This window comes from Geodermatophilus sp. SYSU D00697 (genome assembly GCF_054050175.1).
Genome location: NZ_JBJGYV010000006.1, coordinates 13,322 through 34,730 on the forward strand (window position 1 = coordinate 13,322; position 21,409 = coordinate 34,730).

The 21,409-nt window shown below is 76.6% G+C and carries 17 protein-coding genes; 5 read left to right on the plus strand and 12 right to left on the minus strand.

The features are described 5' to 3' along the window. Positions 1–20: 20 nt before the first annotated feature. Positions 21–1,031, plus strand: coding sequence for an iron-containing redox enzyme family protein (locus ACI79C_RS07310; RefSeq protein ID WP_456944969.1), 1,011 nt, complete (start codon positions 21–23; stop codon positions 1,029–1,031). A gap of 141 nt (positions 1,032–1,172) precedes the next feature. Then, positions 1,173–2,729 (plus strand): methyl-accepting chemotaxis protein, encoded by a 1,557-nt coding sequence (locus tag ACI79C_RS07315; RefSeq protein WP_456944970.1) that lies wholly within the window; start codon positions 1,173–1,175, stop codon positions 2,727–2,729. Positions 2,730–2,759: 30 nt separating this feature from the next. Here ACI79C_RS07315 and ACI79C_RS07320 read toward each other — a convergent pair whose 3' ends face one another. The 3 genes from ACI79C_RS07320 to ACI79C_RS07330 form a co-directional block, all read right to left on the minus strand. Beyond that, the gene (locus ACI79C_RS07320; protein WP_456944971.1) at positions 2,760–3,092 is read right to left on the minus strand and encodes a CDGSH iron-sulfur domain-containing protein; all 333 of its coding nucleotides are present in this window, start codon (positions 3,090–3,092) and stop codon (positions 2,760–2,762) included. A gap of 64 nt (positions 3,093–3,156) precedes the next feature. Continuing rightward, on the minus strand, positions 3,157–3,459 hold the full coding sequence (locus ACI79C_RS07325; RefSeq protein WP_456944972.1) for a hypothetical protein: 303 nt from the start codon (positions 3,457–3,459) through the stop codon (positions 3,157–3,159). A gap of 103 nt (positions 3,460–3,562) precedes the next feature. After that, the gene (locus ACI79C_RS07330) at positions 3,563–4,375 is read right to left on the minus strand and encodes an aquaporin (protein WP_456944973.1); all 813 of its coding nucleotides are present in this window, start codon (positions 4,373–4,375) and stop codon (positions 3,563–3,565) included. A gap of 177 nt (positions 4,376–4,552) precedes the next feature. On the opposite strand from ACI79C_RS07330, the gene ACI79C_RS07335 reads away from it, so the two are divergent. Next, the gene (locus tag ACI79C_RS07335) at positions 4,553–5,200 is read left to right on the plus strand and encodes a chemotaxis protein CheB (protein ID WP_456944974.1); all 648 of its coding nucleotides are present in this window, start codon (positions 4,553–4,555) and stop codon (positions 5,198–5,200) included. A gap of 71 nt (positions 5,201–5,271) precedes the next feature. Further along, positions 5,272–6,036, plus strand: a complete 765-nt coding sequence (locus tag ACI79C_RS07340; protein ID WP_456944975.1) for a Crp/Fnr family transcriptional regulator — start codon at positions 5,272–5,274, stop codon at positions 6,034–6,036. On the opposite strand, the gene ACI79C_RS07345 is transcribed toward ACI79C_RS07340, so the two are convergent. From ACI79C_RS07345 to ACI79C_RS07385, 9 genes are all read right to left on the minus strand, one after another. Further along, positions 6,018–9,119: a bifunctional [glutamine synthetase] adenylyltransferase/[glutamine synthetase]-adenylyl-L-tyrosine phosphorylase gene (locus ACI79C_RS07345; RefSeq protein WP_456944976.1), complete on the minus strand. Its 3,102-nt coding sequence runs from the start codon at positions 9,117–9,119 to the stop codon at positions 6,018–6,020. The genes ACI79C_RS07340 and ACI79C_RS07345 overlap by 19 nt on opposite strands. A gap of 4 nt (positions 9,120–9,123) precedes the next feature. Next, entirely contained in the window at positions 9,124–9,855 is a 732-nt protein-coding gene (locus ACI79C_RS07350) for a type 1 glutamine amidotransferase (protein WP_456944977.1), read from the minus strand. A 98-nt stretch (positions 9,856–9,953) separates the two neighbouring features. Continuing rightward, positions 9,954–11,294: a type I glutamate--ammonia ligase gene (gene glnA / locus ACI79C_RS07355; RefSeq protein WP_456944978.1), complete on the minus strand. Its 1,341-nt coding sequence runs from the start codon at positions 11,292–11,294 to the stop codon at positions 9,954–9,956. A gap of 128 nt (positions 11,295–11,422) precedes the next feature. After that, complete coding sequence (locus ACI79C_RS07360; protein WP_456944979.1) at positions 11,423–12,652, minus strand: NAD(P)/FAD-dependent oxidoreductase; 1,230 nt, start codon at positions 12,650–12,652, stop codon at positions 11,423–11,425. Between the two features lie 22 nt (positions 12,653–12,674). Beyond that, positions 12,675–13,298: a GTP cyclohydrolase I FolE gene (gene folE, locus ACI79C_RS07365; protein WP_456944980.1), complete on the minus strand. Its 624-nt coding sequence runs from the start codon at positions 13,296–13,298 to the stop codon at positions 12,675–12,677. 112 nt (positions 13,299–13,410) lie between these two features. Beyond that, on the minus strand, positions 13,411–14,100 hold the full coding sequence (locus tag ACI79C_RS07370) for a helix-turn-helix transcriptional regulator (protein WP_456944981.1): 690 nt from the start codon (positions 14,098–14,100) through the stop codon (positions 13,411–13,413). Positions 14,101–14,110: 10 nt separating this feature from the next. Further along, positions 14,111–14,503, minus strand: a complete 393-nt coding sequence (locus tag ACI79C_RS07375; RefSeq protein ID WP_456944982.1) for a DUF488 domain-containing protein — start codon at positions 14,501–14,503, stop codon at positions 14,111–14,113. Between the two features lie 15 nt (positions 14,504–14,518). Beyond that, the gene (locus ACI79C_RS07380) at positions 14,519–17,248 is read right to left on the minus strand and encodes an ATP-binding protein (protein WP_456944983.1); all 2,730 of its coding nucleotides are present in this window, start codon (positions 17,246–17,248) and stop codon (positions 14,519–14,521) included. Between the two features lie 150 nt (positions 17,249–17,398). After that, positions 17,399–20,626 carry a heavy metal translocating P-type ATPase gene (locus ACI79C_RS07385; RefSeq protein ID WP_456944984.1) on the minus strand — a complete coding sequence of 1,076 codons (3,228 nt, stop codon included), beginning with the start codon at positions 20,624–20,626 and terminating at the stop codon, positions 17,399–17,401. A 190-nt stretch (positions 20,627–20,816) separates the two neighbouring features. Here ACI79C_RS07385 and ACI79C_RS07390 point away from each other — a divergent pair, with 190 nt between their 5' ends. Next, a complete protein-coding gene (locus ACI79C_RS07390) occupies positions 20,817–21,350 on the plus strand; it encodes a DinB family protein (protein WP_456944985.1) in 534 nt (177 codons plus the stop codon). The last annotated feature ends 59 nt before the right edge of the window (positions 21,351–21,409 follow it).

A 21,409-nucleotide genomic window follows, 5' to 3' on the forward strand; every position in this document is an offset into this window, starting at 1 on the left:
TGGTGGTTATGTCGCAGTCCATGCAGTTGCCCGAGCCCAGGGGCCCGCTCACCTCCGCGCTGTGTGCCGACCTCACCCGGGGTGCGCTCTCCCCCGCCACCGTCGACCAGGCGCGGCGGACGGCGGCGGCCTCCGCCGACCCGCTGGCCGACGAGGACCTCCAGGTGGCCCTCGCGGTCTGCTACGAGCTGCACTACCGCGGCTTCGACGGGGTCGACGACGCGTGGGAGTGGGACCCGGGCCTCATCGGCCTGCGGGCACACCTGGAGCGTCGGCACGCCGAGGCCCTGACCGGGCTGGTCGGGGAGCCGGCCGTCTCCGAGGAGCCGATCGACCGGCAGCTCACCGCGCTGATCGCCGCCGACGACTCGCCCTCGCTGTCGTCGTACATGGCCCGCAGCGGCACCCTCGAGCAGTGGCGGGAGTACCTGACGCTGCGCTCGGTGTACCACCTCAAGGAGGGCGACCCGCACACCTTCGCCGTCCCGCGGCTGGCCGGCCGGGCCAAGGCGGCCATGGTCGAGATCCAGGCCGACGAGTACGGCGGCGGTGCGCCGGCGCGGATGCACAGCGAGCTGTTCGCCGGCCTGATGCGCGACCTCGGGCTCGACCCCTCCTACGGCGCGCTGTGGGACGCCGCCCCGGCGCCGGCGTTCGCGTCGGTCAACACCATGTCGCTGTTCGGCCTGCACCGGCGCTGGCGGGCCGCCGCGCTCGGCCACCTCACCGCGGTGGAGATGACCTCCTCCGAGCCCTCCCGCCGGTACTCCGCCGGCCTGCGCCGGCTGGGCTTCGACGAGCACACCACCGTCTTCTACGACGAGCACGTGGAGGCCGACGCCGTCCACGAGCAGATCGCCTCGGTGGACATGTGCGGCTCCCTGGTGGCCGAGGAGCCGGAGCTGGCCCGCGACGTCCTCTTCGGCGCCGCCTGTGCCCTGGCGGCCGACGGGCTGGCCGCCCGGCACCTGCTGGGCGCCTGGGAGGCGGGCCGCTCCGGGCTGCGCGGACAGCGGCGGCTCGCCGCCTGACCCACCCCGGTTCCGGCTGCACTCCGGTTGTGCGCTGCCGATGTTTCCCGCGACGACACGGGGTGTCAGCGGTGGGCGCCGGCGGAGCCGGCGGTCGCGGGCACCACGCACCCCGCCCACCGGACCGACGGAGGCCCTCCCATGTGGCGGCGTACCGACACCCCGACCACGACCGCCGTGCAGTCGACGACCGAGATGCCCCGCGACGTGGAGGCGCTCGAGCAGGTCCTCGCCGTCCTCGACCAGGGCGTGACCAGCGAGCGGGACGCGCACGTCAAGGTCCTCACCGCACTGGTGGACGCCCTGGGCATGGCCTACGGCGCGGTGTGGATGCCGACCGCCGGCGGCTTCCGGCTCGAGGCGGAGATCGGTGACCTCAGCCGCGCCATGTCCGCCCGCTGGCCGGCCGACACCGTGATGACCAGCCGGGATGGCTTCGGGGGCCAGGCCGTGCGGGAGCAGCGCGAGGTGCTCTGCGACGACACCAGCGCCACCAGCACCTGCGGCCGCTGGGCCACCGCCGCCGCGGCCGGGGCCCGGCGCGGCTGCTTCCTGCCGGTGCTGGAGGACGGCCGGGTGGTCGCCGTCCAGGAGTACTACACGCGCGGTGACCTGCCCTTCTTCGGCGGCCGGGCGGAGAAGTGGCGGGCGATCTCGCGCGTGGCCGCCCACGCCCGGCGGCAGGCGCTGGCCGCCGCGCAGCTCAAGGAGACCCTCGACGACCGCGAGGCGGTCACCACCGTCGTCAGCCGGGTCGGTGAGGCCCGCGACGAGGCCTCCGCCCTCCGCACCGCCCTGGAGACGGTGCGCACCGCCTTCGGGTGGGCCTACGGCTCGTACTGGGCGCTGGACCGGGCCGAGAACGTGCTGCGGTTCAGCGTCGAGTCCGGGTCCGCCGGCGACGAGTTCCGCCAGGTGACGCTCGCCGCCAGCTTCGCCGAGGGCGTCGGGCTCTCCGGGCGGGCCTGGCGCTCCCGCGACCTGGTCTTCGTCCGCGACCTCGCGGAGGTCACCGACTGCGTGCGCGCCCCCGCCGCTCAGCGGGCCGGCGTCCGCTCGGGCGTCTGCTTCCCGATCATGGCCGACGGGCACGTCGTCGGGACGATGGACTTCTTCGTCACCGAGACGATCGACCTGTCGGAGTCGCGGGCCTCCGCGCTGCGCAACGTCCAGCAGCTGGTCTCCCAGCGGCTGGACATCCTGCGCCGCGCCGAGGCCGACGCCGCCAACTCCCGCGCGCTGCTGGAGACCGTGGCCCGGCTGCGGGACGCCGCCGCCGACGCCGGGCGGGTCGCGGAGAGCGCCGTCGCCAAGGCCTCGTCGATGACCGAGGAGGTGGAGGCGCTGGGCCGGGCGTCGGCGTCGGTCAGTGACGTCATCCGCATCATCTCCTCGATCGCCGACCAGACGAACCTGCTGGCCCTCAACGCGACGATCGAGGCCGCCCGGGCCGGCGAGCTCGGCCGCGGGTTCGCCGTCGTCGCCGGGGAGGTCAAGGACCTGGCCCGCGAGACGGCGGCCGCCACCCAGCGGGTCTCCACCCAGATCACCGGCATCCAGACCAGCACCGGCTCGGTGTCCGCGGGCATCCACGCGACCAGCGAGGCGATCGGTCAGCTCGACGCCGTCCAGGCCCGGATCGGCGAGGTCATCGAGGAGCAGGAGCGCATGGCCAAGGCCTTCGAGGGCCGCGGCTGAGCGAGGACCCGGGGCGGGGCCGCCCCGACCTCAGCCGGCGGCCGGCCCGGCCCGGCCGTCCCGCACGATGCGGGCGGCCGGCCGGGGGCGGCGAGGCGCACTGGGGGCGGAGAACCCGGCTCGCTTGTGCGTGCCGTCGCAGAAGGGCTTGATGCCCGACTTCCCGCACCGGCACAGCGCGACGGTCTCCCGGCCGGGGTCGATCTCGGTGCCGTCCTGGTCGACGAGCCGGAAGTCGCCGCGCACGATCAGCGGGCCGTCCCGGTAGGGCGTGATCGTCGCGCCCGCCCCGGCGTGCGGCGCGTCGTGCGCGGGCACGTCGGAGGGCGGCGGGTCGGTCGGGACCGGGCGGATCGCGGGCACGGTCCTCCCCTGCCCCGCCCGGCCCGGCCGCACACGCCCGTCCCCCGTGCGGGCGGTCAGCCGGTCAGCGCGGGTCCTCCCCCCACCGCACCCAGGAGGCGGTGAACGGGTGCTCCGCGGCGAACGGGTCGGCGTGCCGGTGCCGCCCGGATGCCCGGGAGGGGTGCTCCGGCCGCTCGTGGTGGTGCAGCCCCTCCTCGCAGCGGGTGTGGCTGAGGTAGTGCTGGAGCGCCGCCGCGGGGTCGATCCGCCGGCCGCGGGCGGCGACGTCGTGGCGGGCCTCCCACTCGGCGATCAGCTTCTCCCCCGGCGACATGAAATCCGCGTGCGTCGGGTGCTCCGGCGAACGGTGGACGGGATCGGACATACCGCGCTCCTCCCGGTCACTCAGACCTGTCCCCATGGTCCGCCCCACCGTCGGCCGGCGGCAAGGACCGACGGCGGGGACAGACGGCGAGGACCGGCGGCCGTCAGCGGGTCTGCTCACGATGCACGGCCCGCTGCCCTCCGGACGGCGACCGCGGAGCGGGCGCGGCCTCCTGCGGCACGTCCGCGCCGGTCCGGTCGGCGGGCAGCGGCCCGGCCGCCTCGACCGTCTGGACCTCCGCGGGCCGCGCGAGGGCCCGGGAGAGGACCACGGCCAGGACCGCACCGACGAGCGGCGCCACGATGAACAGCCACACGTGCGCCAGCGGGGCACCCCCGGCGAACAGCGCCGGGCCCAGCGAGCGGGCGGGGTTGACCGAGGTGCCGGTCAGCGGGATGCCGATCAGGTGGACGGCGGCCAGGGCGAGCCCGATCGCCAGGCCGGCGAACCCCGGAGAGGCCGCCGCACCGGTCACCAGGAGGATCACCAGCACGAAGACGGCGGTGAGCAGCACCTCGAGGACGAAGGCGCCACCGAGGCTGATCGTGGCTCCGTAGTCGTTGCTGCCGAGCGCCCCGGTCTGGTCGACCAGGCCGCCGAAGCCGCTGGTGAGCAGGGCCAGCAGCGCGGCCCCGGCGATCCCGCCGGCGAACTGGGCGACCCAGTAGGTGACGGCCTCGGCCGCGGTCATGCCGCGCGACAGCAGCACGGCGAGGGTGACGGCGGGGTTGACGTGGCAGCCCGACACCGGGCCGAGGGCGTAGGCCAGGCCCAGCAGCACCAGACCGAACGCGAGGGCCACGCCGGTCGGGCCGAGCTGGTCGATGCCCGCGACGGCCGAACCGACGGCGACGAAGACCAGGACCGCCGTGCCGACGAACTCGGCGAGCACCTGGCGGGCGAGGATGGGGGCCACGGGGCCACCTCTCGGACGACCGCATCCGCTCCCCCGCGCCGCTCCTGGAGCGGCCGCGGTGCGGGCCGGTCCCAGGCTGGCCGGACCCGACCGCGACCCGCCAGGGACCTCCGTCCACGCCCTGTGGGCCCGTCGTCGCCTGTGTCAGGTACCTGACACAGGAGTAGCGTCTCCGGCGTGACGGCGCCGCGTGGTGGGATCCGACCCCCGTTCGACGCCGTCGTCCTCGCGGCCTCGACCGGCGGTGTCCGGGCACTGCGCACGGTCGTCGCCGGGCTGCCCCCCACGTTCCCCGTACCGGTGCTCGTCGTCCAGCACCGGTCCCCGGGGCCTCGGGACCTGCTCACCGACCTCCTGCGCGCGAGCGCACCGCTGCCCGTGCGCACCGCGGAGACCGGTCCGGTGCAGCCGGGGGTCACGGTCCTGCCCCCGGGTCGCACGGCCGACCTGGCCGGCGACGGCTCCCTGACCGTGCTCCCCTCGGCCACGACCGAGCAGGCCGACCGGCTGTTCGCCGGCGCCGCCCGCGCCTTCGGCCGCCGGGTGCTGGCCGTGGTCCTGACCGGGCGGCTCTCCGACGGTGCCGCCGGGGTCCGCGAGGTGCGGCGGGCCGGTGGGCGGGTCCTGGTCCAGGACCCCGCCGAGGCCGAGGCCCCCGGCATGCCCAGCGCCGCCCTGGCCACCGGCTGCGTGGAGCACGTCCTGCCGCTGCGGATGGTGGCGCCGGCGCTCGTGGCCTTCGTCATGGCGCCGGGTGCGGCCGACCTGCTGGCGGTGCCGGTCGCGCCGTGGGCCTCCCTCGGTGGCGCCCGCGCCCCGGTCTGATCCACCCAGCCGTACCGTCGGCCGCTCGACCCCGAGCCGAGGGGCCCCGTCCCGGACCCCGGAGCCGCCCCGTGCAACAACCGCAGCCGACCACGTCACCGGACCCGCGTCGCAACCTGATCCTGCGCGCCCTGCCCGACGACGAGTACGAGCGCCTGCGTCCCCTGCTGGAACCCGTGTCGCTCCAACTCCGGGACCAGGTCTACCGACGCAACGGGGACATCGCGGCCGTCTACTTCCCCGTGGACGGCGTGCTGTCCCTGATCGCCACGGTGGAAGGTGAGCCCGGGGTCGAGGTGGCGACCATCGGCTACGAGGGGATGTCCGGCCTCCCGGCCTTCCTCGGGACGGCGACCAGCCCGCACGACAGCTTCTGCCAGATCGAGGGCCGGGCGATGTGCCTGCGCACCGACCGGCTGCGCCAGTTCCTCACCACCGACGGGTCACTCCACGGGCTGCTGCACCGGTACACCCAGGCGACCGTGGTCCAGTTGTCGCAGAACGTCGCCTGCAACCGGCTGCACACCACCGAGGAGCGGTGCGCCCGCTGGCTGCTGCAGACCCGCGACCGGGTCGGGGGCGACGAGTTCACCCTCACCCAGGAGTTCCTCGCCCAGATGCTGGGCGTGCGGCGCGGCACCGTGTCGCTGACCGCCGGGGTGCTGCAGCAGGCCGGCCTCATCCGGTACAGCCGCGGACGGATGACCGTCGTCGACCCTGAGCGCCTGCACGAGGTGGCCTGCGAGTGCTACGACGTGATCCAGGAGGAGCACCGTCGCCTCGGCCTCGCCCCCGGTCCACGGGCCGACGACGCCGGTCAGGCCGACGGGGGCTGACCGTAGAAGACCTGCTCGACGACGCTGCGCGCGTGCCGGGTGGCCCGGCCGTACTCGTCGAGGAACCGCCCCGGGTCGGCGTCCGGACCGCAGCCGCTGGCGCGGGCGACCCCGGCCAGCTCCGTGCCCGGCCGCGGCAGCTGGTCGCTGGGCCGGCCGCGGACGAGGAAGACGGCGTTGCGGGCGCGGGTGGCCAGCTCCCACGCGGTGCGCAGCGCATCGGCCTGGTCGGCGTCCAGCAGCTCGGCCTCGCGCAGCGCCTGGAGCGCGGCCGTGGTCGAGGGCACCCGCAGGGCCGGCACCTCCGCGGCGTGCTGCAGTTGCAGCAGCTGCACGGTCCACTCGACGTCGGCGAGGCCGCCGCGGCCGAGCTTGGTGTGCGTCCTCGGGTCGGCGCCGCGCGGCAGCCGCTCCCGCTCCACCCGGGCCTTGATCCGCCGGATCTCGGCGACCTGCCCGTCGTCGAGCCCCTGAGCCGGGTACCGGATGGGGTCGACGAGCTCGACGAACGCCGTCCCGAGCGCCTCGTCCCCGGCGACCGGGACGGCGCGCAGCAGGGCCTGCACCTCCCACACCGACATCCAGCGCTCGTAGTACTCGCGGTAGGAGTCCAGGCTGCGCACCAGCGCGCCCTGGCGGCCCTCCGGGCGCAGGTCGGCGTCGACCTCGAAGGCCGGGTCGGGCGCCGGCTCGCCGAGCAGGCGGCGCAGCGTGTGCGCGATGGCGTTGGCGGCGGCGGTCGCCCCGGCCTCGTCGCTCCCGGCCCGCGGCCGGTGGACGAACAGGACGTCGGCGTCCGAGCCGTAGCCCATCTCGCCCCCGCCGAGCCGGCCCATGCCGATCACCGCGACGTCGGTCGGGACCTCGCCCGGCGCGATCCCGGCCTCGGCGGCGTGGGCGCGGATCGCCGCGTCCAGCCCGACCCGGAGGGTGGCCACGGCGATGTCGGTGAGTGCCCGGCCCACCTGCTCGACGTCGAGCAGCCCGAGCAGGTCGGCGGAGGCGACCCGGAGCAGCTCGGAGCGGCGCAGCCCCCGCAGCACCCGGACGCCGTCCTGCGGGTCGGCCGCGCGGGCGGCCGCCTGCCGCCACGCGCCCGCCAGCGCTCCCGCGTCGCGCGGGCGCAGCTCGTCGTCGGCGGCGAGGATCCGCAGCGCCTCGGGCGTGCGCGTGAGCAGCGCGGCGACGTACTGGCTCGAGCCCAGCAGCTGGGCCAGCCGCTCGGCGACCTGCCCCTCGTCGCGCAGCAGCCGCAGGTACCACTGGTTGCCGCCGAGGGCCTCGCTGACCTTGCGGTAGGCGAGCAGGCCGGCGTCGGGGTCGGGGCAGTCGGCGAGGGTCTGCAGCACGACCGGCAGCAGGTACTTCTGCATCGACGCCGACCGGGACACCCCACCGGTGAGCGCCGCCATGTGCCGCAGCGCGCCGTCGGGGTCGGCGAACCCCAGCGCGCGCAGCCAGTCGGCCGCCGCCTTGGAGCCCAGCTGCGCGGCCTCGGCCGGCACCTTGGCCACCGCCGACAGCAGCGGCCGGTAGAAGAGCTTCTCGTGCAGCCGGCGCACCTCGCGGGTGTGCAGCGCCAGCTCGGCGTCGAGGACGGCGACGGCGTCCCCGCGGGTGTCGGGCTTGTACCCGAGCGAGCGGGCCAGCCAGCGGCGCTGCTGGTCGTCGGTGGGCAGCAGGTGGGTGCGGCGCAGGCGGAACAGCTGCAGCCGGTGCTCGACGGTGCGCAGGAAGCGGTAGGAGGCGATCAGGGTGGCGGCGTCGTCCCGGCCGACGTAGCCGCCGGCGGAGAGCGCCATCAGTGCCGGCATGGTGCCGCCGACCCGCAGCCGGACGTCGACCCGCCCGTGCACCAGCTGGAGCAGCTGCACGGCGAACTCGACGTCGCGCAGCCCGCCACGGCCGAGCTTGAGCTCCCGCTCGGCCTGCGCCGGGGGGATGTTCTCCAGCACACGGCGGCGCATGGCCTGGACCTCGGCGACGAAGCCGGGGCGTTCGCCGGCCTGCCACACCAGCGGCCACAGCTCCTCGACGTAGCCGCGGCCGAGGTCGGGGTCACCGGCGACCGGGCGCATCTTGAGCAGCGCCTGGAACTCCCACGTGCTGGCCCACTGCCGGTAGTAGGCGGCGTGCCCGGCGAGGGTGCGCACCAGCGGCCCGGCCTTGCCCTCCGGGCGCAGCGCGGCGTCGACCTCCCAGGCGGCCTCGTGGCAGATGCGCATGAGCGCGGCGGCCACCCGGGTGGCGCTGCGGATCGCCGGCGCCTCCTCCTCGGTGGGGTCGACCGGCTCGGCGACGAAGACGACGTCGACGTCGCTGACGTAGTTGAGCTCGCGGCCACCGCACTTGCCCAGCCCGATGACCGCCAGCCGGCAGGCCGCGGCGTCGGCCGGCTGCTCGGCGACCGCGACGGCCATGGCCGCGGTGATCACCGCCGCGGCGATGTCGGCCAGCTCCGCGGCGACGTCCTCGGCGGCCAGGCTGTCGCCGAGGTCGCGGCCGGCCAGGGAGAGGACCGCCCGCCGGTAGGCCAGCCGCAGCGCCGCCACCCGCCTCGGCTCGGCGTCCGGGGCGCCCTTGCCCAGCCGCACGCCCCACGGTGGGTCGTCGGGGTCGGCGCCGACCGCGATGAGCATCTGCCGCTCCAGCGCCTGCGGGGTCGGGCGCACCGGTCCCCGCCCGTCGCCGTCGAGGACCGTCCAGTCGCCGGGCTGGGCGGCGAGGTGGTCGGCGAGGCCGGAGCTGGCGCCGAGCACGGCCAGCAGCCGGGCGCGCAGCGGCGCCGAGCCGCGCAGCCGGGCCAGCAGCGTGGCGGCCGAGGCGCCGGTGGGGTCGGCGCGGTCGAGGGCCTCGATCAGCCGGTGCAGCGAGAGCACCGCCAGGTCGGGGTCGCCGGAGCGGGCCAGCGCCGAGACGACGGGCCCGGCCTCGGGGTCGGCCGGCTCGTTGCGCTCGAGGTCCCACAGCCCGATCTCGGGCTCGGACAGGATCCGGCCGGCCCGCTCCCCGTCGAGGAAGCCGAACCGCACCAGCCGGACCACCGCCCGGCGCGGGATCTCCCGCTGCCCGCTGGTCGTCACGGGCTCAGGCCGCCGCGCGGGCGCGGTCGCGCACCAGGTCGGCGAAGCGGGCGGCGAAGGGCTGCCACACCAGGGCCATCTGGTCGGCGACCGCCGCCACCCGGTCCCCGTGGGTGTCGGCGTCGAACGGCGTCGCGGCCACGCCCACCGCGTCGCTGCGGGCCCACCGGCGCACGCGGTCGGCGGTCGGCTCGACGTGGAACTGCAGTGCGTAGCAGTGCCGGCCGACCCGGAACGCCTGGTGCGGGTAGAGCGGGCTGCTGGCCAGCAGGACCGCCCGCGGGGGCAGCTCGGCGACCTCGTCGTGGTGCCACTGGACGACGTCCGGGGACAGGGGCAGCGGCCCGAACAGCGGGTCGGAGTCCGCGACGTCCCGCTTGGCCACCAGGGCGGCGCCGACCTCCGGCCCCTCCGGCCCGACGCGGGTCCGCCCGCCACCGGCCTGCGCCATCAGCTGCGCACCCAGGCAGACGGCCAGCGTCGGGACGTCCCTCGCGAGGGCCTGGCCGAGCAGCTCCCGGACGCCGGTGAGCTCGGGGCTGTCCTCCGCGCTGTCCAGCGAGGACTGCGGGCCGCCGAGGACGACCAGCCCGTCGTGGCCGCCGAGGTCGGCCGGCAGCGCGTCGCCCTCGAGCACCGAGCGGACGTCGAGCTCGACCCCCGCCTCGCGCAGCCACCCCTCCAGCCGGTCCAGCGGGTCGGTCGGGCTGGGGAGGACGACGAGCAGGCGGGCCACGCGTCGAGCCTAGTTCGCGGCCCTCGTGACGGACGGGAACGGCCTCCACGCAGGGTCCCGCCGCGAACCTGCGCGGTGCGCGGGGCGACGAGGTCCTCCTACAGGCCGGGCAGGTACGTCGTGAGCTCCCAGGGCGTCACGTTGCGCCGGTAGGCGTTGAACTCCTCCCACTTGTTGCGCAGGAAGAACTCGAAGACGTGCTCGCCCAGGGTCTCGGCGACCAGCTCGCTGCCCTGCATGGCGGTCAGCGCCTCGCCGAGGGACACCGGGAGGTCCTCGTAGCCGGCGGCGCGCCGCTCGGTGTCGGTGAGCGACCAGACGTCGTCCTCGGCCTCCGGCGGCAGGTCGTAGCCCTTCTCGATGCCGCGCAGCCCGGCGGCCAGCAGGACGGCGAAGGTCAGGTACGGGTTGCAGGCGGAGTCCGGCGAGCGGACCTCCACCCGGGCCGACTGTGCCTTGCTCGGCTTGTACGAGGGCAGCCGCACCAGCGCGGAGCGGTTGGCCCGGCCCCAGGTCGCCGCCGTCGGGGCCTCGGTGCCGGCCAGCAGCCGCCGGTAGGAGTTCACCGTCTGGTTGGTGACGGCGGTGTACTCCTTCGCGTGGGTGAGCAGGCCCGCGATGAACTGCTTGCCGGTCGTCGACAGCTTCATCGGGGCCGCCGGGTCGTGGAAGGCGTTGCGGTCGCCCTCGAACAGCGACAGGTGGGTGTGCATGGCTGAGCCGGCGAGCTCGGTGAACGGCTTGGGCATGAAGGTGGCGTGCACGCCCTGGGCCAGCGCGACCTCGCGGACGACGTGCCGCAGCGTCATGATGTTGTCGGCCATGGACAGCCCGTCGGCGTAGCGCAGGTCGATCTCCTGCTGGCCGGGCGCGACCTCGTGGTGGCTGAACTCCACGGAGATGCCCATGGCCTCGAGCGCGAAGACCGCCTCCCGGCGGAAGTCGTGCGCGACGTTGTGCGTCGACAGGTCGAAGTACCCGCCGTTGTCGGCCGGCTCCGGGGGCCGGCCGTCGGTCGGCTGGTCCTTGAGCAGGAAGAACTCGACCTCGGGGTGGGTGTAGAAGGTGAACCCCATGTCGGCGGCCTTCGACAGCGCCCGCCGCAGCACGTGCCGGGGGTCGGCCCAGGACGGCGAGCCGTCGGGCAGGGTGATGTCGCAGAACATCCGCGCCGTGTCGCTGGGCTGCCCCTTGGCCGCCGGCATCACCTGGAAGGTGCCGGGGTCGGGCTTGAGCAGCATGTCGGACTCGTAGACGCGCGCGAAGCCCTCGATCGCCGAGCCGTCGAAGCCGATGCCCTCGGCGAAGGCCGCCTCGATCTCGGCCGGGGCGACGGCGACCGCCTTGAGGTAGCCCGAGACGTCGGTGAACCACAGCCGCACGAAGCGGATGTCGCGTTCCTCGAGGGTGCGCAGGACGAACTCCTGCTGTCGGTCCATGCTCGCCATGATCGCGTCCAGTCGTTTCCGGGGTGTGACGTCCTCTCCAGCCTGCCCGGTCGGGACGACGGACACACGGGTGCCCCTCCCGCCGTCGTCGCGTGTCGCGGGTGGGCCCGGCCCCGGGGTCAGCGCGCCACCTCGGTCAGCGGGACGTCGGGGTCGGCCAGCCGGGCCGGGTCGACCGTGCGGCGGCCGCGGATGAGCGCCTGCACGTCGTCGGTGAGGTCCCAGACGTTGACGGTCATCGCCGCGGTGACCCGGCCGTCGGCGGTCCAGAAGGCGGTGAAGGCGCCGCCCTCGGGGTCGCCGCGGCACACGACGGAGTCCTCGGGCGAGGCCAGGCCGGAGTACTCCATCCCGAGGTCGTACTGGTCGGTGAAGAAGTAGGGCACCCGGTCGTGGACGGCCTCCTGGCCGAGCATGGACCGCGCCGCAGTCGGCCCGCCGTTCAGCGCGTTCGCCCAGTGCTCGACCCGCAGGTGCCGGCCGTAGAGCGGCGCGAACGACCGGGCCACGTCGCCGGCGGCGAACACGTCCGGCGCCGAGGTCCGCAGCCCCTCGTCGGTGACCACGCCGTCGCCCACCTCCAGCCCGGCCGCGGCGGCGAGCCCGGTCTCCGGCACGACGCCGATGCCCACCACGACGAGGTCGGCGGGCAGCCCGGCGTGCTGGTCGGTGACGACCGAGGTCACCCGCCCCGCGTCCCCCCGCAGCTCCCGCACCGTCTCCTCGGTGAACAGGTCGACGCCGTGGTCGCGGTGCAGCCGGGCGAACACGCCGCCGAGCTCACGGCCGAGGACGCCGAACAGCGGGGTCGGCTGGGGCTCGACCACGATCACCTCGTTGCCGTGCGTCCGCGCCGCGGCGGCCACCTCCATGCCGATCCACCCGGCCCCGACGACCACGACCCGCCGTCCGCCCGGGGTCAGGTCGGCGCGCAGCCGGTCGGCATCGGCGAGGGTGCGCAGGTACCGCACCCCGTCGAGGTCGGCCCCGGGCACCTGCAGCCGCCGGGGCGAGGCCCCGGTGGCCAGCAGCAGCCGGGCGTAGGGCAGCTCCTCGCCGGTGTCCAGCGCCAGCCGGTGGACGGCGGGGTCCAGCCGGGTGACCCGCACCCCGGTGCGCAGCTCGACGTCGTGGTCGGCGTACCAGCCCTCGTCGTGGACGAAGGCCTCACCGCGCTCGGCGCTGCCGAGCAGGTACCCCTTGGAGAGGGGCGGGCGCTCGTAGGGGCGCTCCGGCTCGGCTCCGACGAGTACGACCGGCCCGTCGAGGCCCTCCTCCCGCAGCGTCTGGGCGGCCTTGGCGCCGGCCAGCCCGGCACCGACGATCACGAACGGGTCCTGGACGGGCACGGGGTCCTCCTCCGGGCGTGGGTCAGGTGGTTCCGGTGAGCGCGAAGAACTCGGCGCGGGAGCGGGGGTCGGAGCGCAGCAGGCCGTGCAGGGCGGAGGTCACGGTGCGGGTGCCGGGCGCGCGGACCCCGCGCAGGGACATGCACAGGTGCTCGGCCTCGATGACCACCCCGACCCCGCGCGGGGCGAGGTGCTCCTGCAGCCAGTCGGCCACCTGCTGGGTCAGCCGCTCCTGGACCTGCAGGTCGCGGGCGAACAGCTCCAGCACGCGGGCGAGCTTCGACAGCCCGAGGATCCGCTCGCCCGGCAGGTAGCCGACGTGCGCGACCCCGGAGAACGGCAGCAGGTGGTGCTCGCACAGCGACTGCAGCGGGATGTCCCGGGCGATGACCAGCTCGTCGTAGCCCTCGTCGTTGGGGAAGCTGGTCAGCTCGAAGGAGCGCCCGGTGAGCAGCTCGGCGAGGGACTCCGCCACCCGCCGCGGGGTGTCGGCCAGGTGCGGGGAGGCGGGGTCCCGGCCCAGCGCCCGGAGGAGGGCGGCGACGGCGTCCCGGGCGGCCGGGAGGTCGACCGGCCGGCGTGGGTGGACCACCCGGAGCGGGGTGTCGCGCTGCGGCGTCGTGCCGACGGCGTCGGCCGCGGTCACGTGTCCGACCCCGTCCGCCGAGCCGTGGGCCGGCCGGTCGCCGGTCGGGTGCCGTGGATCGTCATGACCGACCCCCTCTAAGACCAACAGTCGTTAGGAGTAGAGACCCGGGTCACCCTCCTGTCAACGGGTCCGGCTCCGATGGCTCGAGGCGCACGCAGCAGCGGCCGGGCGCCGGTGCGAGCGAGGCGGTCAGGCCCGCGTCCGGGACGGCGTCGAGGAGTCCCGCCAGCAGGTGCAGGTTCATCCCGCAGACCAGTGCGGTGTGAGCGGCCGCCAGGGCGTGGAACGGGCAGTTGGCCAGCGTCACCACGCCGCCGTCCTCGACCCGCGGCTCGAAGCCGTGGCCCTCGAGGACCCGCAGGACCGCCGCGCGCCCCCGCCCCGTCCCGGCCCGCGCGCCCAGTTCCCGGCCGCGCAGCCGGGCCCGCCGGCCGAGCACCTCGCTGGCCGCCTCGCCCGAGTCGTCGGCCGCCTCGAGCGCCCCGGCGAGGAGGTCACCGGCGAGGTCGTATCGGCGCCCGGGCAACGAGACCTCCACCGAGCAGTCCGCGCGCCGGTAGAGCTTGGCCGGCCGCCCCGCGCCCGGTCCGGTGCGGCCGGTGCGCCGCTCGAAGGAGACGTCGAGCAGCCCGTCGGCCACCAGCCGGTCGAGGTGGAACGCCGTGGTGCCGCGCGGCACCCCCAGCGCCGCCGCGGCCTCGTCCCGGCTCACCGGGGCCGGCTGCCGGACGACGTGGTCGTAGAGCCGGCGGCGGGTGGGCTCGGCCAGCGCGGCCACCGCGGCGACGGGGTCGTCCATGGGCGCGATTCTAGGACCGGTCGACGTTGGCGGAAGAACCTCGGAGGCGTGCGAGCAGGTGGTCCCGCAGCACCACGGCGCTGTTGTGCTCGCGGTCCCGGGCGCTGTACAGCAGGGTGACCTCCCCGGACCGCGCGGCGTCGAGCAGCGGCCGGCAGGCCTCCGGCGAGGCCTCGAGCTCGGCGAGGTAGCGGCGGCGGAACTCCGCCCAGCGGGCCGGGTCGTGGCCGAACCACCGGCGCAGCTCCGTGCTGGGGGCGACGTCGCGCGGCCAGCCGTCCAGCGGGAGGTCCGCGCGACGGACCCCGCGCGGCCACAGCCGCTCGACGAGGAAGCGGCGTCCGGGCGCCGCGACGTCCCGGTCGTGGACCCGGGCGAGCCGGATCCGGTCTCCGCGGGCCATGTCCCCCCGGGCAGCTCACTCCAGCGGCAGCGCCGCCAGCTCCGTCCGGCTGGTCACCCCCAGCTTGGCGAAGACGTTGCGGAGGTGGAAGTCGACGGTGCGCGGGCTGAGGAACAGCTGGGCGGCGACGTCCCGGTTGGAGGAGCCCTGCCGCACCAGGCGGGTCACCTGCAGCTCCTGCGCGGTGAGCTCGGTCGCCGCGACGTCGCCGTCCCGCCGGCGGGCCGTCTCCCCCGACGCGCGCAGCTCGTGCCGGGCCTGCTCCGCCCACGGGGCCGCGCGGAGGTCCTCGAACGTCGCGAGCGCCGCCCGCAGGTGCGGCCGGGCGTCGACCCGCCGTCGGCTGCGGCGCAGGAAGCGGCCGTAGGCGAGCTGGGTGCGGGCGCGGGCCGGGACCCGCAGGGAGCGCTCGGCGGCGGCCAGGGCGGTGCGGAAGTGCGCGTCGGCCTCCTCGCCGTCGGCGAGGACGGCCCGGCCGTGCGCGGCGAGGCCGGCCGCCCAGTCCGCGCCCGTCCCCTCGGCGAACGACGCCAGCTCCTCGACCCACTGCCGCGCGGCGTCCGGACGCTCGGCGCGCACGGCCGCCTCGATCCGGTCGACCGCGGCCAGGTGCTGGACCGGGACCGACCGCATCTGCTCCAGGGCCGGCAGCGCGGCAGCGGGGTCGGCGGCGGCGAGCAGGCCGCGGGTCCAGCGGGTCATGTCGGTGACGAAGTCGCTGACGATGCCCAGCGGGTGCTCCGCGGCGATGGCCTCGGCCGCGGCCAGGTACCGCGCGGCCCGGTCGGACTCCCCGCGCAGCGCCGCCAGGACGCCGAGCGCGGCGGTTGGCCAGGCGGCGAGCACCGGCTGCCCGGAGTTCTCCGCGAGGGTGAGCGCCTCCCCGGCGTTGGCGGCGGTCGCCGCCCAGCGGCCGGTCGCGAGCTCCGGGACGTTCCGACGGGTCAGCGCGTGCACGACCATGACCAGCGCGCCGGTGTCCCGGGCGGAGCGCAGCAACCGGTCCTGCAGCCACAGGGCGGCCTCGTCGTCCCCCAGCGTCCAGGCCGCGACGCCGAGGTTGAGCAGCACGTCCTCGTCGGCGGCGACGTCGAGCTCGTCGGCCAGGTCCACCGCGGTGCGCAGGAACGGGGTGGACCGCGCCCAGTCCCGCCGCGGCACGGCGTCGAGGCCGCGGACGAGGGCGACCAGGCAGCGATCCCGGACGGGGGCGTCGGGTCCGGCCGGGGGCAGCAGGTCGGTGGGGTCCAGGGGCGTGCCCGAGCGGGCTCCGGACGCGGCCAGCGCCGCGCCGATCATGGCGAGGTCCCCGGCCTGCCGCCGGTCGTACCGGGCCACCTCGGCGGCGGCCTCCAGCACCATGCGGTGCGCCGTGTCGTGGGACGCGTCGTGGAACTCCAGATGGGCCCGCAGACGGCTCAGTTCGGCCCGCAGCGCCGGGTCGGCGGTGAGCGCGAGACCGGCGTCGGCCAGTGACCGGGCGCGGGCCGACTGGGCGGCCAGGTAGGCCGAGGTCGCCGCCCGGCACAGCCGCAGGGCCCGGTCCTCCCCGGGAGGTGACAGCTCCGCTGCGCGCTCCCACGCGGCCGAGGCGGCCTCGTGCCCGCCGCGCGCCAGGGACCGCTCGGCGGAGGCGACCAGCGCCGCGACGACGTCCTCGTCCGGTTCGTCCACGGAGGCGGCCAGGTGCCAGGCTCGGCGGTCGGCGTCCTCCGGGCGGGTCAGCGCCGCGGCCAGCGCGCGGTGCACGCGGCGGCGCGCCGAGCTGGTGGCCGCCCCGTAGACCGCGGACCGCACCAGCGGGTGGCGCAGCTCGACCCCGCCGTCCCGGACCCGCACCAGCCCCGACCGTTCGGCGACCTCCAGCCCGTCGTCACCGACGCCGAGCGCGGCGACCGCCTGCCGGACCACCGCGGCGCGACCGGAGTCGTCGGCCGCGGCGACCAGGAGCACCGCCTGCGCCTCGTCGGGCAGCCGCCGGCAGCGGTCGAGGAAGGCCCGCTCCACGCCCTCGGTGAGGGGCAGCCGCTCGGGCAGCGGCGCGGCCCCGGAGAGCTGGTCGGCGGTGAGCGCCCCGGCCAGCTCCACCAGCGCCAGCGGGTTGGCCCCGGTGCCGGCGAGCAGCGCGTCGCGCACCTCGGGCGGCACGGGGCCCCCGGCCTGCGCGCTGAGCAGCGCCCCCGCGGCCTCGGGATCGATGCCGCCGAGCTCGACGGTCGGGAGGTCGCCGCTGTCGAAGGTCCGGACGTCGCCGGTGCGGGCGGCGAACAGCAGCGCCACCCGCTCGTTCTGCAGCCGCCGGGCCACGAACAGCAGCGCCGCCGCCGACGCGTCGTCCAGCCAGTGCGCGTCGTCGACCACGGCCACCACGGGCGCCCGCTCGGCGGCCTCGGCGAGCACGCCCAGCACGGCGAGGAAGACCAGGAACCGGTCGGCCTCGACGCCGGTGACCTCGCCGAAGGCGGCACGCAGGGCCTGGGCCTGGGGAGCGGGCAGCCGGTCGGCGCACCCCGCCACCGGCCGCAGCAGCCGCTGCAGGGCGGCGAAGGCCAGCGGGGACTCCGACTCGATGCCCTGGGTCCGCAGCACGGTCGCGGTCGTCGCGGGAGCCACCGCGTCGGCCAGCAGCGCCGACTTGCCGACGCCGGGGTGGCCGCGGACGACCAGGGCGCCCCCGCGTCCCTCGGCTGCCTCGGCGAGCAGCGCGGCCAGCGCGGCCCGTTCGCGCTCCCTCCCCTGCAGCACCCGTCGAGCCTAGTTCCGGGCCCGCGGGGTTCACCGGACCCTGATCCCGGAGAGCACCTCCCCCACCCCGGCGCGTCCTCCCCCACCGTCTGCGGCGAGGGAGGACGCGCTGGGATCAGGTTCCCTGATCGTGGCCGGGCGGCGAGCCGGTCAGCGGGCCTCGACCGTGAACGGCACGGTGAGCACCCGCCCGTCGGCGAGCCGGAACTGGCCCCACAGCCGGTACACCCCGGCGGTGGCGAGGTCGGCGTGCACGTCCAGCTCGGGGCCGAACTCCTGCCCGGGGAGCGCGAACACCGGGTCGCCGTCGGCGTCCTCGACGTCGGCGTGCTCGTGGGCGAAGGTCGTCCCGTCGCCGCGCATCACGACCACGTGCCCGGCCGCGGCCAGGTAGGGCTGCAGGTCGTCGACGGGGCGGCCGGTGCGGGCGTCGGTGAACGTGAACGCCAGGTCGCTGGTCTCACCGGCGATCGCGTCGCCGGACAGCTCGACCCGCACGCCGTCGACCACCTGGCTGCGGGGGCCGGGCGTCACCGGCTCGGCCGCGGGGGCGGCGCCGCGCACGGTCACGGTCTCGACGTCGTGGACGTCGCCCATCTCCCCCTGCCGCCGGAACTCGGTGTCGATGCGGTAGCTGCCGGCGGTCGGGAAGACCAGGTCCACGGCCAGCTCCCCGGGGCGCCCGGTGGGCTCGGGGTGGACGTGGGCGAAGGTGCCCAGGTCGGCGCGGGTGGCGATGAGGTGCGCCCACACCTCGTGGCTGCGGGTGAGGTCGCCGATCGGCTCGCCGGTGGCGACGTCGACCAGCCGGACGACGACGCGGGCCGGCTCGCCGGGACGGATGCCGGCCGGGACGTCGACCCGCACGTCGACCCCGGCGTCCACCGACGACACGGGCTCGATCTCCGCGGTCATCATCGTGCTCATCGCCGGGCGCATCGGCATGCCGGTGGACTGGGTCCAGGCCAGCACGCCGTTCATCCCGCGCTGGGCGGCGTCGGTGCGGCTGAGCGCGGTGAGGCCGGCCCCCACGGCGAGCGCGAGGGTGGCGACACCCCCGAGGAAGGCGTACTCACCCAGCCGGTCGCGCAGCGGCCGCCGCAGGACCTCCTCGGCCCCGGCGGGCCGGCGGAACCGGCGCAGGCGCAGCGCGTTCGTGACCACGCTGACCGAGCTCATCGCCATGGCGGCCGCGGCGAGCACCGGGTCGAGCAGCAGCCCGCCGGCCCAGTACAGCGCCCCGGCGGCGACCGGGATGAGCAGCACGTTGTAGCCGAACGCCCAGCCCAGGCCCTGCCGGATCGTGGTCACCGTGCGGCGGGAGAGCGCGATCGCCGCGACGATGCCGCGCAGGTCCCCGCCGACGAGCGTGACGTCGGAGGCGGCGATCGCGACGTCGGTGCCCGTGCCGACCGCGATGCCGAGGTCGGCGCGGGCCAGGGCGGGCGCGTCGTTGATGCCGTCGCCGCACATGGCCACCACGTGACCCGCGGCCTGCAGCGCGGCGATGGCGTCGGCCTTCTGCTCGGGCCGCACCTCGGCCAGGACGTCGTCGACGCCGACCTGCGCGGCCACGGCGCGGGCGGTGCCCTCCGTGTCGCCGGTCAGCATGACGACCCGCAGGCCGAGGGCCTGCAGCTGGGCGACCGCCTCCGCCGACTCCGGCCGGACCGGGTCGGCGACGGCGAGCAGGGCCGCGGGCTCGCCGTCCACGGCCACGTACACCGGTGTCGCACCGGTCCGCGCCGCCGCGTCGGCCGCGCCGGCCAGCGCGGGGACGTCCCCCACCAGCGCGCGGTTGCCGACCAGCACGGTCCGCCCACCGACGGTCGCGGTCACCCCACGGCCGGGCAGCGCCTCGAACGCCTCGACGGCCGGGACGGGCAGCCCGCGCTCCCGCGCGGCGGCGACCAGCGCCTCGCCCAGCGGGTGCTCGCTGCCGGCCTCGGCCGCGGCGACGAGCGGGAGGACGTCGTCCTCGCGCCGGCCGCCGAGGAGGGTGACCGCGGTGACCGCCGGACGGCCGCGGGTGATCGTGCCGGTCTTGTCGAGCACGACCGCGGTCAGCCGGCGGCCCTGCTCCAGGGCCTCGCCGTCGCCGATGAGGACGCCGAGCTCGGCGGCCCGGCCGGTGCCGACCATCACCGCGGTCGGCGTGGCCAGCCCCAGCGCGCACGGGCAGGCGATGATCAGGACGGCGATGGTGGTGCCGATCGCCATGGTCAGCCGGCCGGTGTCGGGCCCGAACAGCGCCCAGGCGGTGAAGGTGGCGACCGCGGCCACCAGCACGGCGGGCACGAACCACGCCGACACCCGGTCGGCCAACCGCTGCATCGGCGCCTTGGCCCCCTGTGCCTCGCCGACCAGGCGGACGATCGCGGCCAGCGTCGTGTCCTCGCCCACCGCGGTGGCCCGCAGCACCACCGAGCCGGTGCGGTTGAGGGTCGCGCCGATGACGGTGTCGCCCGCGGCCTTCTCCACCGGCAGGGGCTCGCCGGTGAGCATCGACTCGTCCACGGTCGACGTCCCGGCGGTGACCACGCCGTCGACCGGCACCTTCTCACCGGGCCGCACGCGGACCAGGTCGCCGACGGCGACCTCCTCCACCGGGACGTCGACCTCGGTGTCGCCGCGGAGCACGCGCGCGGTGCGGGGCGCCAGCCCCACGAGGGCGGCGACCGCCGCGGTGGTGCGCCGCTTCGCCCGGCCCTCCAGGTCCCGGCCGAGCAGCACCAGCGCGACGATGACCAGCGAGGTCTCGTAGTAGACGTGCAGCGGCAGTCCCCACCGCTCGGCGGCGGCCGGCCAGAGCGTGACGAAGGCGCTGTACCCGTAGGCGACCGCGGTGCCCAGCGCGACGAGGGTGTCCATGGTGGTCGCGCCGTGCCGCGCCGCGGCCCAGGCGGCCGCGTAGACGCCGCGGCCGGCCCACCACTGCACGACCGTGGCGACCACGAGGATCCCCGGCATCAGCCAGTCCATCGCGTCGAGCGGCAGCGGGACGTACATGAGCACCATCAGCGCCAGCCCCGCGGTGAGGGCGACCTGCCACCGGCGGCGGAGGCCGGCCGCCTCGGCGTCCCGCCCGTCGTCGTCCGCGGCGGGCTGCGGCGGGTCCTCGGGCCGCGCTCCGCGCGGGGTCGCGGCGTAGCCGGCCGCGGCGACGGCCTCGGCCAGCTGGGCGGGGGTGACCCGCGCGGGGTCGTGGTCGACGCTCGCGGTCTCGGTGGCCAGGTTGACGCGGGCGTCGAGGACGCCGTCGACGCGGCGCAGCGCCCTCTCGACCCGGCCGACGCACGAGGCGCAGGTCATGCCGGCGATGTCGAGCGCGCAGGTCTCCGAGCCCACCGGGGTCGCGGTCGGCAGGGTGGTCGTCATGCCGTGAGGCTCGCGGGCCGGCACCGGTGCTCGCGCCGGGGAAACCACCGGGTCCGGGGAGGACCGGCGGCCGGCCCAGGCGCCGGCGGTCGGGGAGGCCGTCGGACCGGCGACGAGTGACCGGGACCACAGCCCGACCGGGGAGGAGGGCCCTGGTGGGCGCTCCGGCGGTCGGACATGGTGCGGCGGCATGACCACCGTCGTCGTACCCAGCCGGGCAGCCGCCGCCGACTCCCTCGCGCGCCAGCAGGCACGCGTCGACCTCCTCCTGGCCCGCGCGGTCACCGGGGGCCGGTGGCAGGCACGGCTGTCCGCCGGGGACCGCGCGCGGCTGGTGCGCCGGGGGCACTTCCCCGCCTACGCCGCCGAGCTGGGGTGGACGCCGCGGGAGGTGGCCGGACACCTGCGCGACAGCGCCCTGGTGTTCACCGAGCGCATCTACCGGCTGCGCACGCAGTCGCGGCCGGTGCTGGCCGACTTCGTGCCCGACGAGCCGGAGCGGGTGGCCGGCTACCGCGACGTGCCCCCGGTGCAGCTGCTGGAACAGCTGCGGAGGGCACAGGCCGCGCTCTTCGACAGCGTCGCCGGCCTCACCCCGGCCGACCTCGACCGCGGCGGGCTGCACGAGGTGGACGGCCCGGTGACCCTCGGCGACGTGGTGGCGTTCCTCCCCGGTCACCAGCGCGACCACGCCGACCAGCTCGCGGCGCTGGTGGGCCGGTGACCCGCCCGCCGCTGCCCCGCCTCCCCCGGTGAGGGAGCGCCGGCCGCGGTCCGCGCGGG

What these genes read in the sequence shown, in the direction of transcription:
- ACI79C_RS07310 (WP_456944969.1), top strand. Translation starts at nt 21, where the DNA reads ATGCAGTTGCCCGAGCCCAGGGGCCCGCTCACCTCCGCGCTGTGTGCC.
- ACI79C_RS07315 (WP_456944970.1), top strand. Translation starts at nt 1,173, where the DNA reads ATGTGGCGGCGTACCGACACCCCGACCACGACCGCCGTGCAGTCGACG.
- ACI79C_RS07325 (WP_456944972.1), bottom strand. Translation starts at nt 3,459, where the DNA reads ATGTCCGATCCCGTCCACCGTTCGCCGGAGCACCCGACGCACGCGGAT.
- glnA (WP_456944978.1), bottom strand. Translation starts at nt 11,294, where the DNA reads ATGGACCGACAGCAGGAGTTCGTCCTGCGCACCCTCGAGGAACGCGAC.
- ACI79C_RS07370 (WP_456944981.1), bottom strand. Translation starts at nt 14,100, where the DNA reads ATGGACGACCCCGTCGCCGCGGTGGCCGCGCTGGCCGAGCCCACCCGC.
- ACI79C_RS07375 (WP_456944982.1), bottom strand. Translation starts at nt 14,503, where the DNA reads ATGGCCCGCGGAGACCGGATCCGGCTCGCCCGGGTCCACGACCGGGAC.
- ACI79C_RS07385 (WP_456944984.1), bottom strand. Translation starts at nt 20,626, where the DNA reads ATGACGACCACCCTGCCGACCGCGACCCCGGTGGGCTCGGAGACCTGC.
- ACI79C_RS07390 (WP_456944985.1), top strand. Translation starts at nt 20,817, where the DNA reads ATGACCACCGTCGTCGTACCCAGCCGGGCAGCCGCCGCCGACTCCCTC.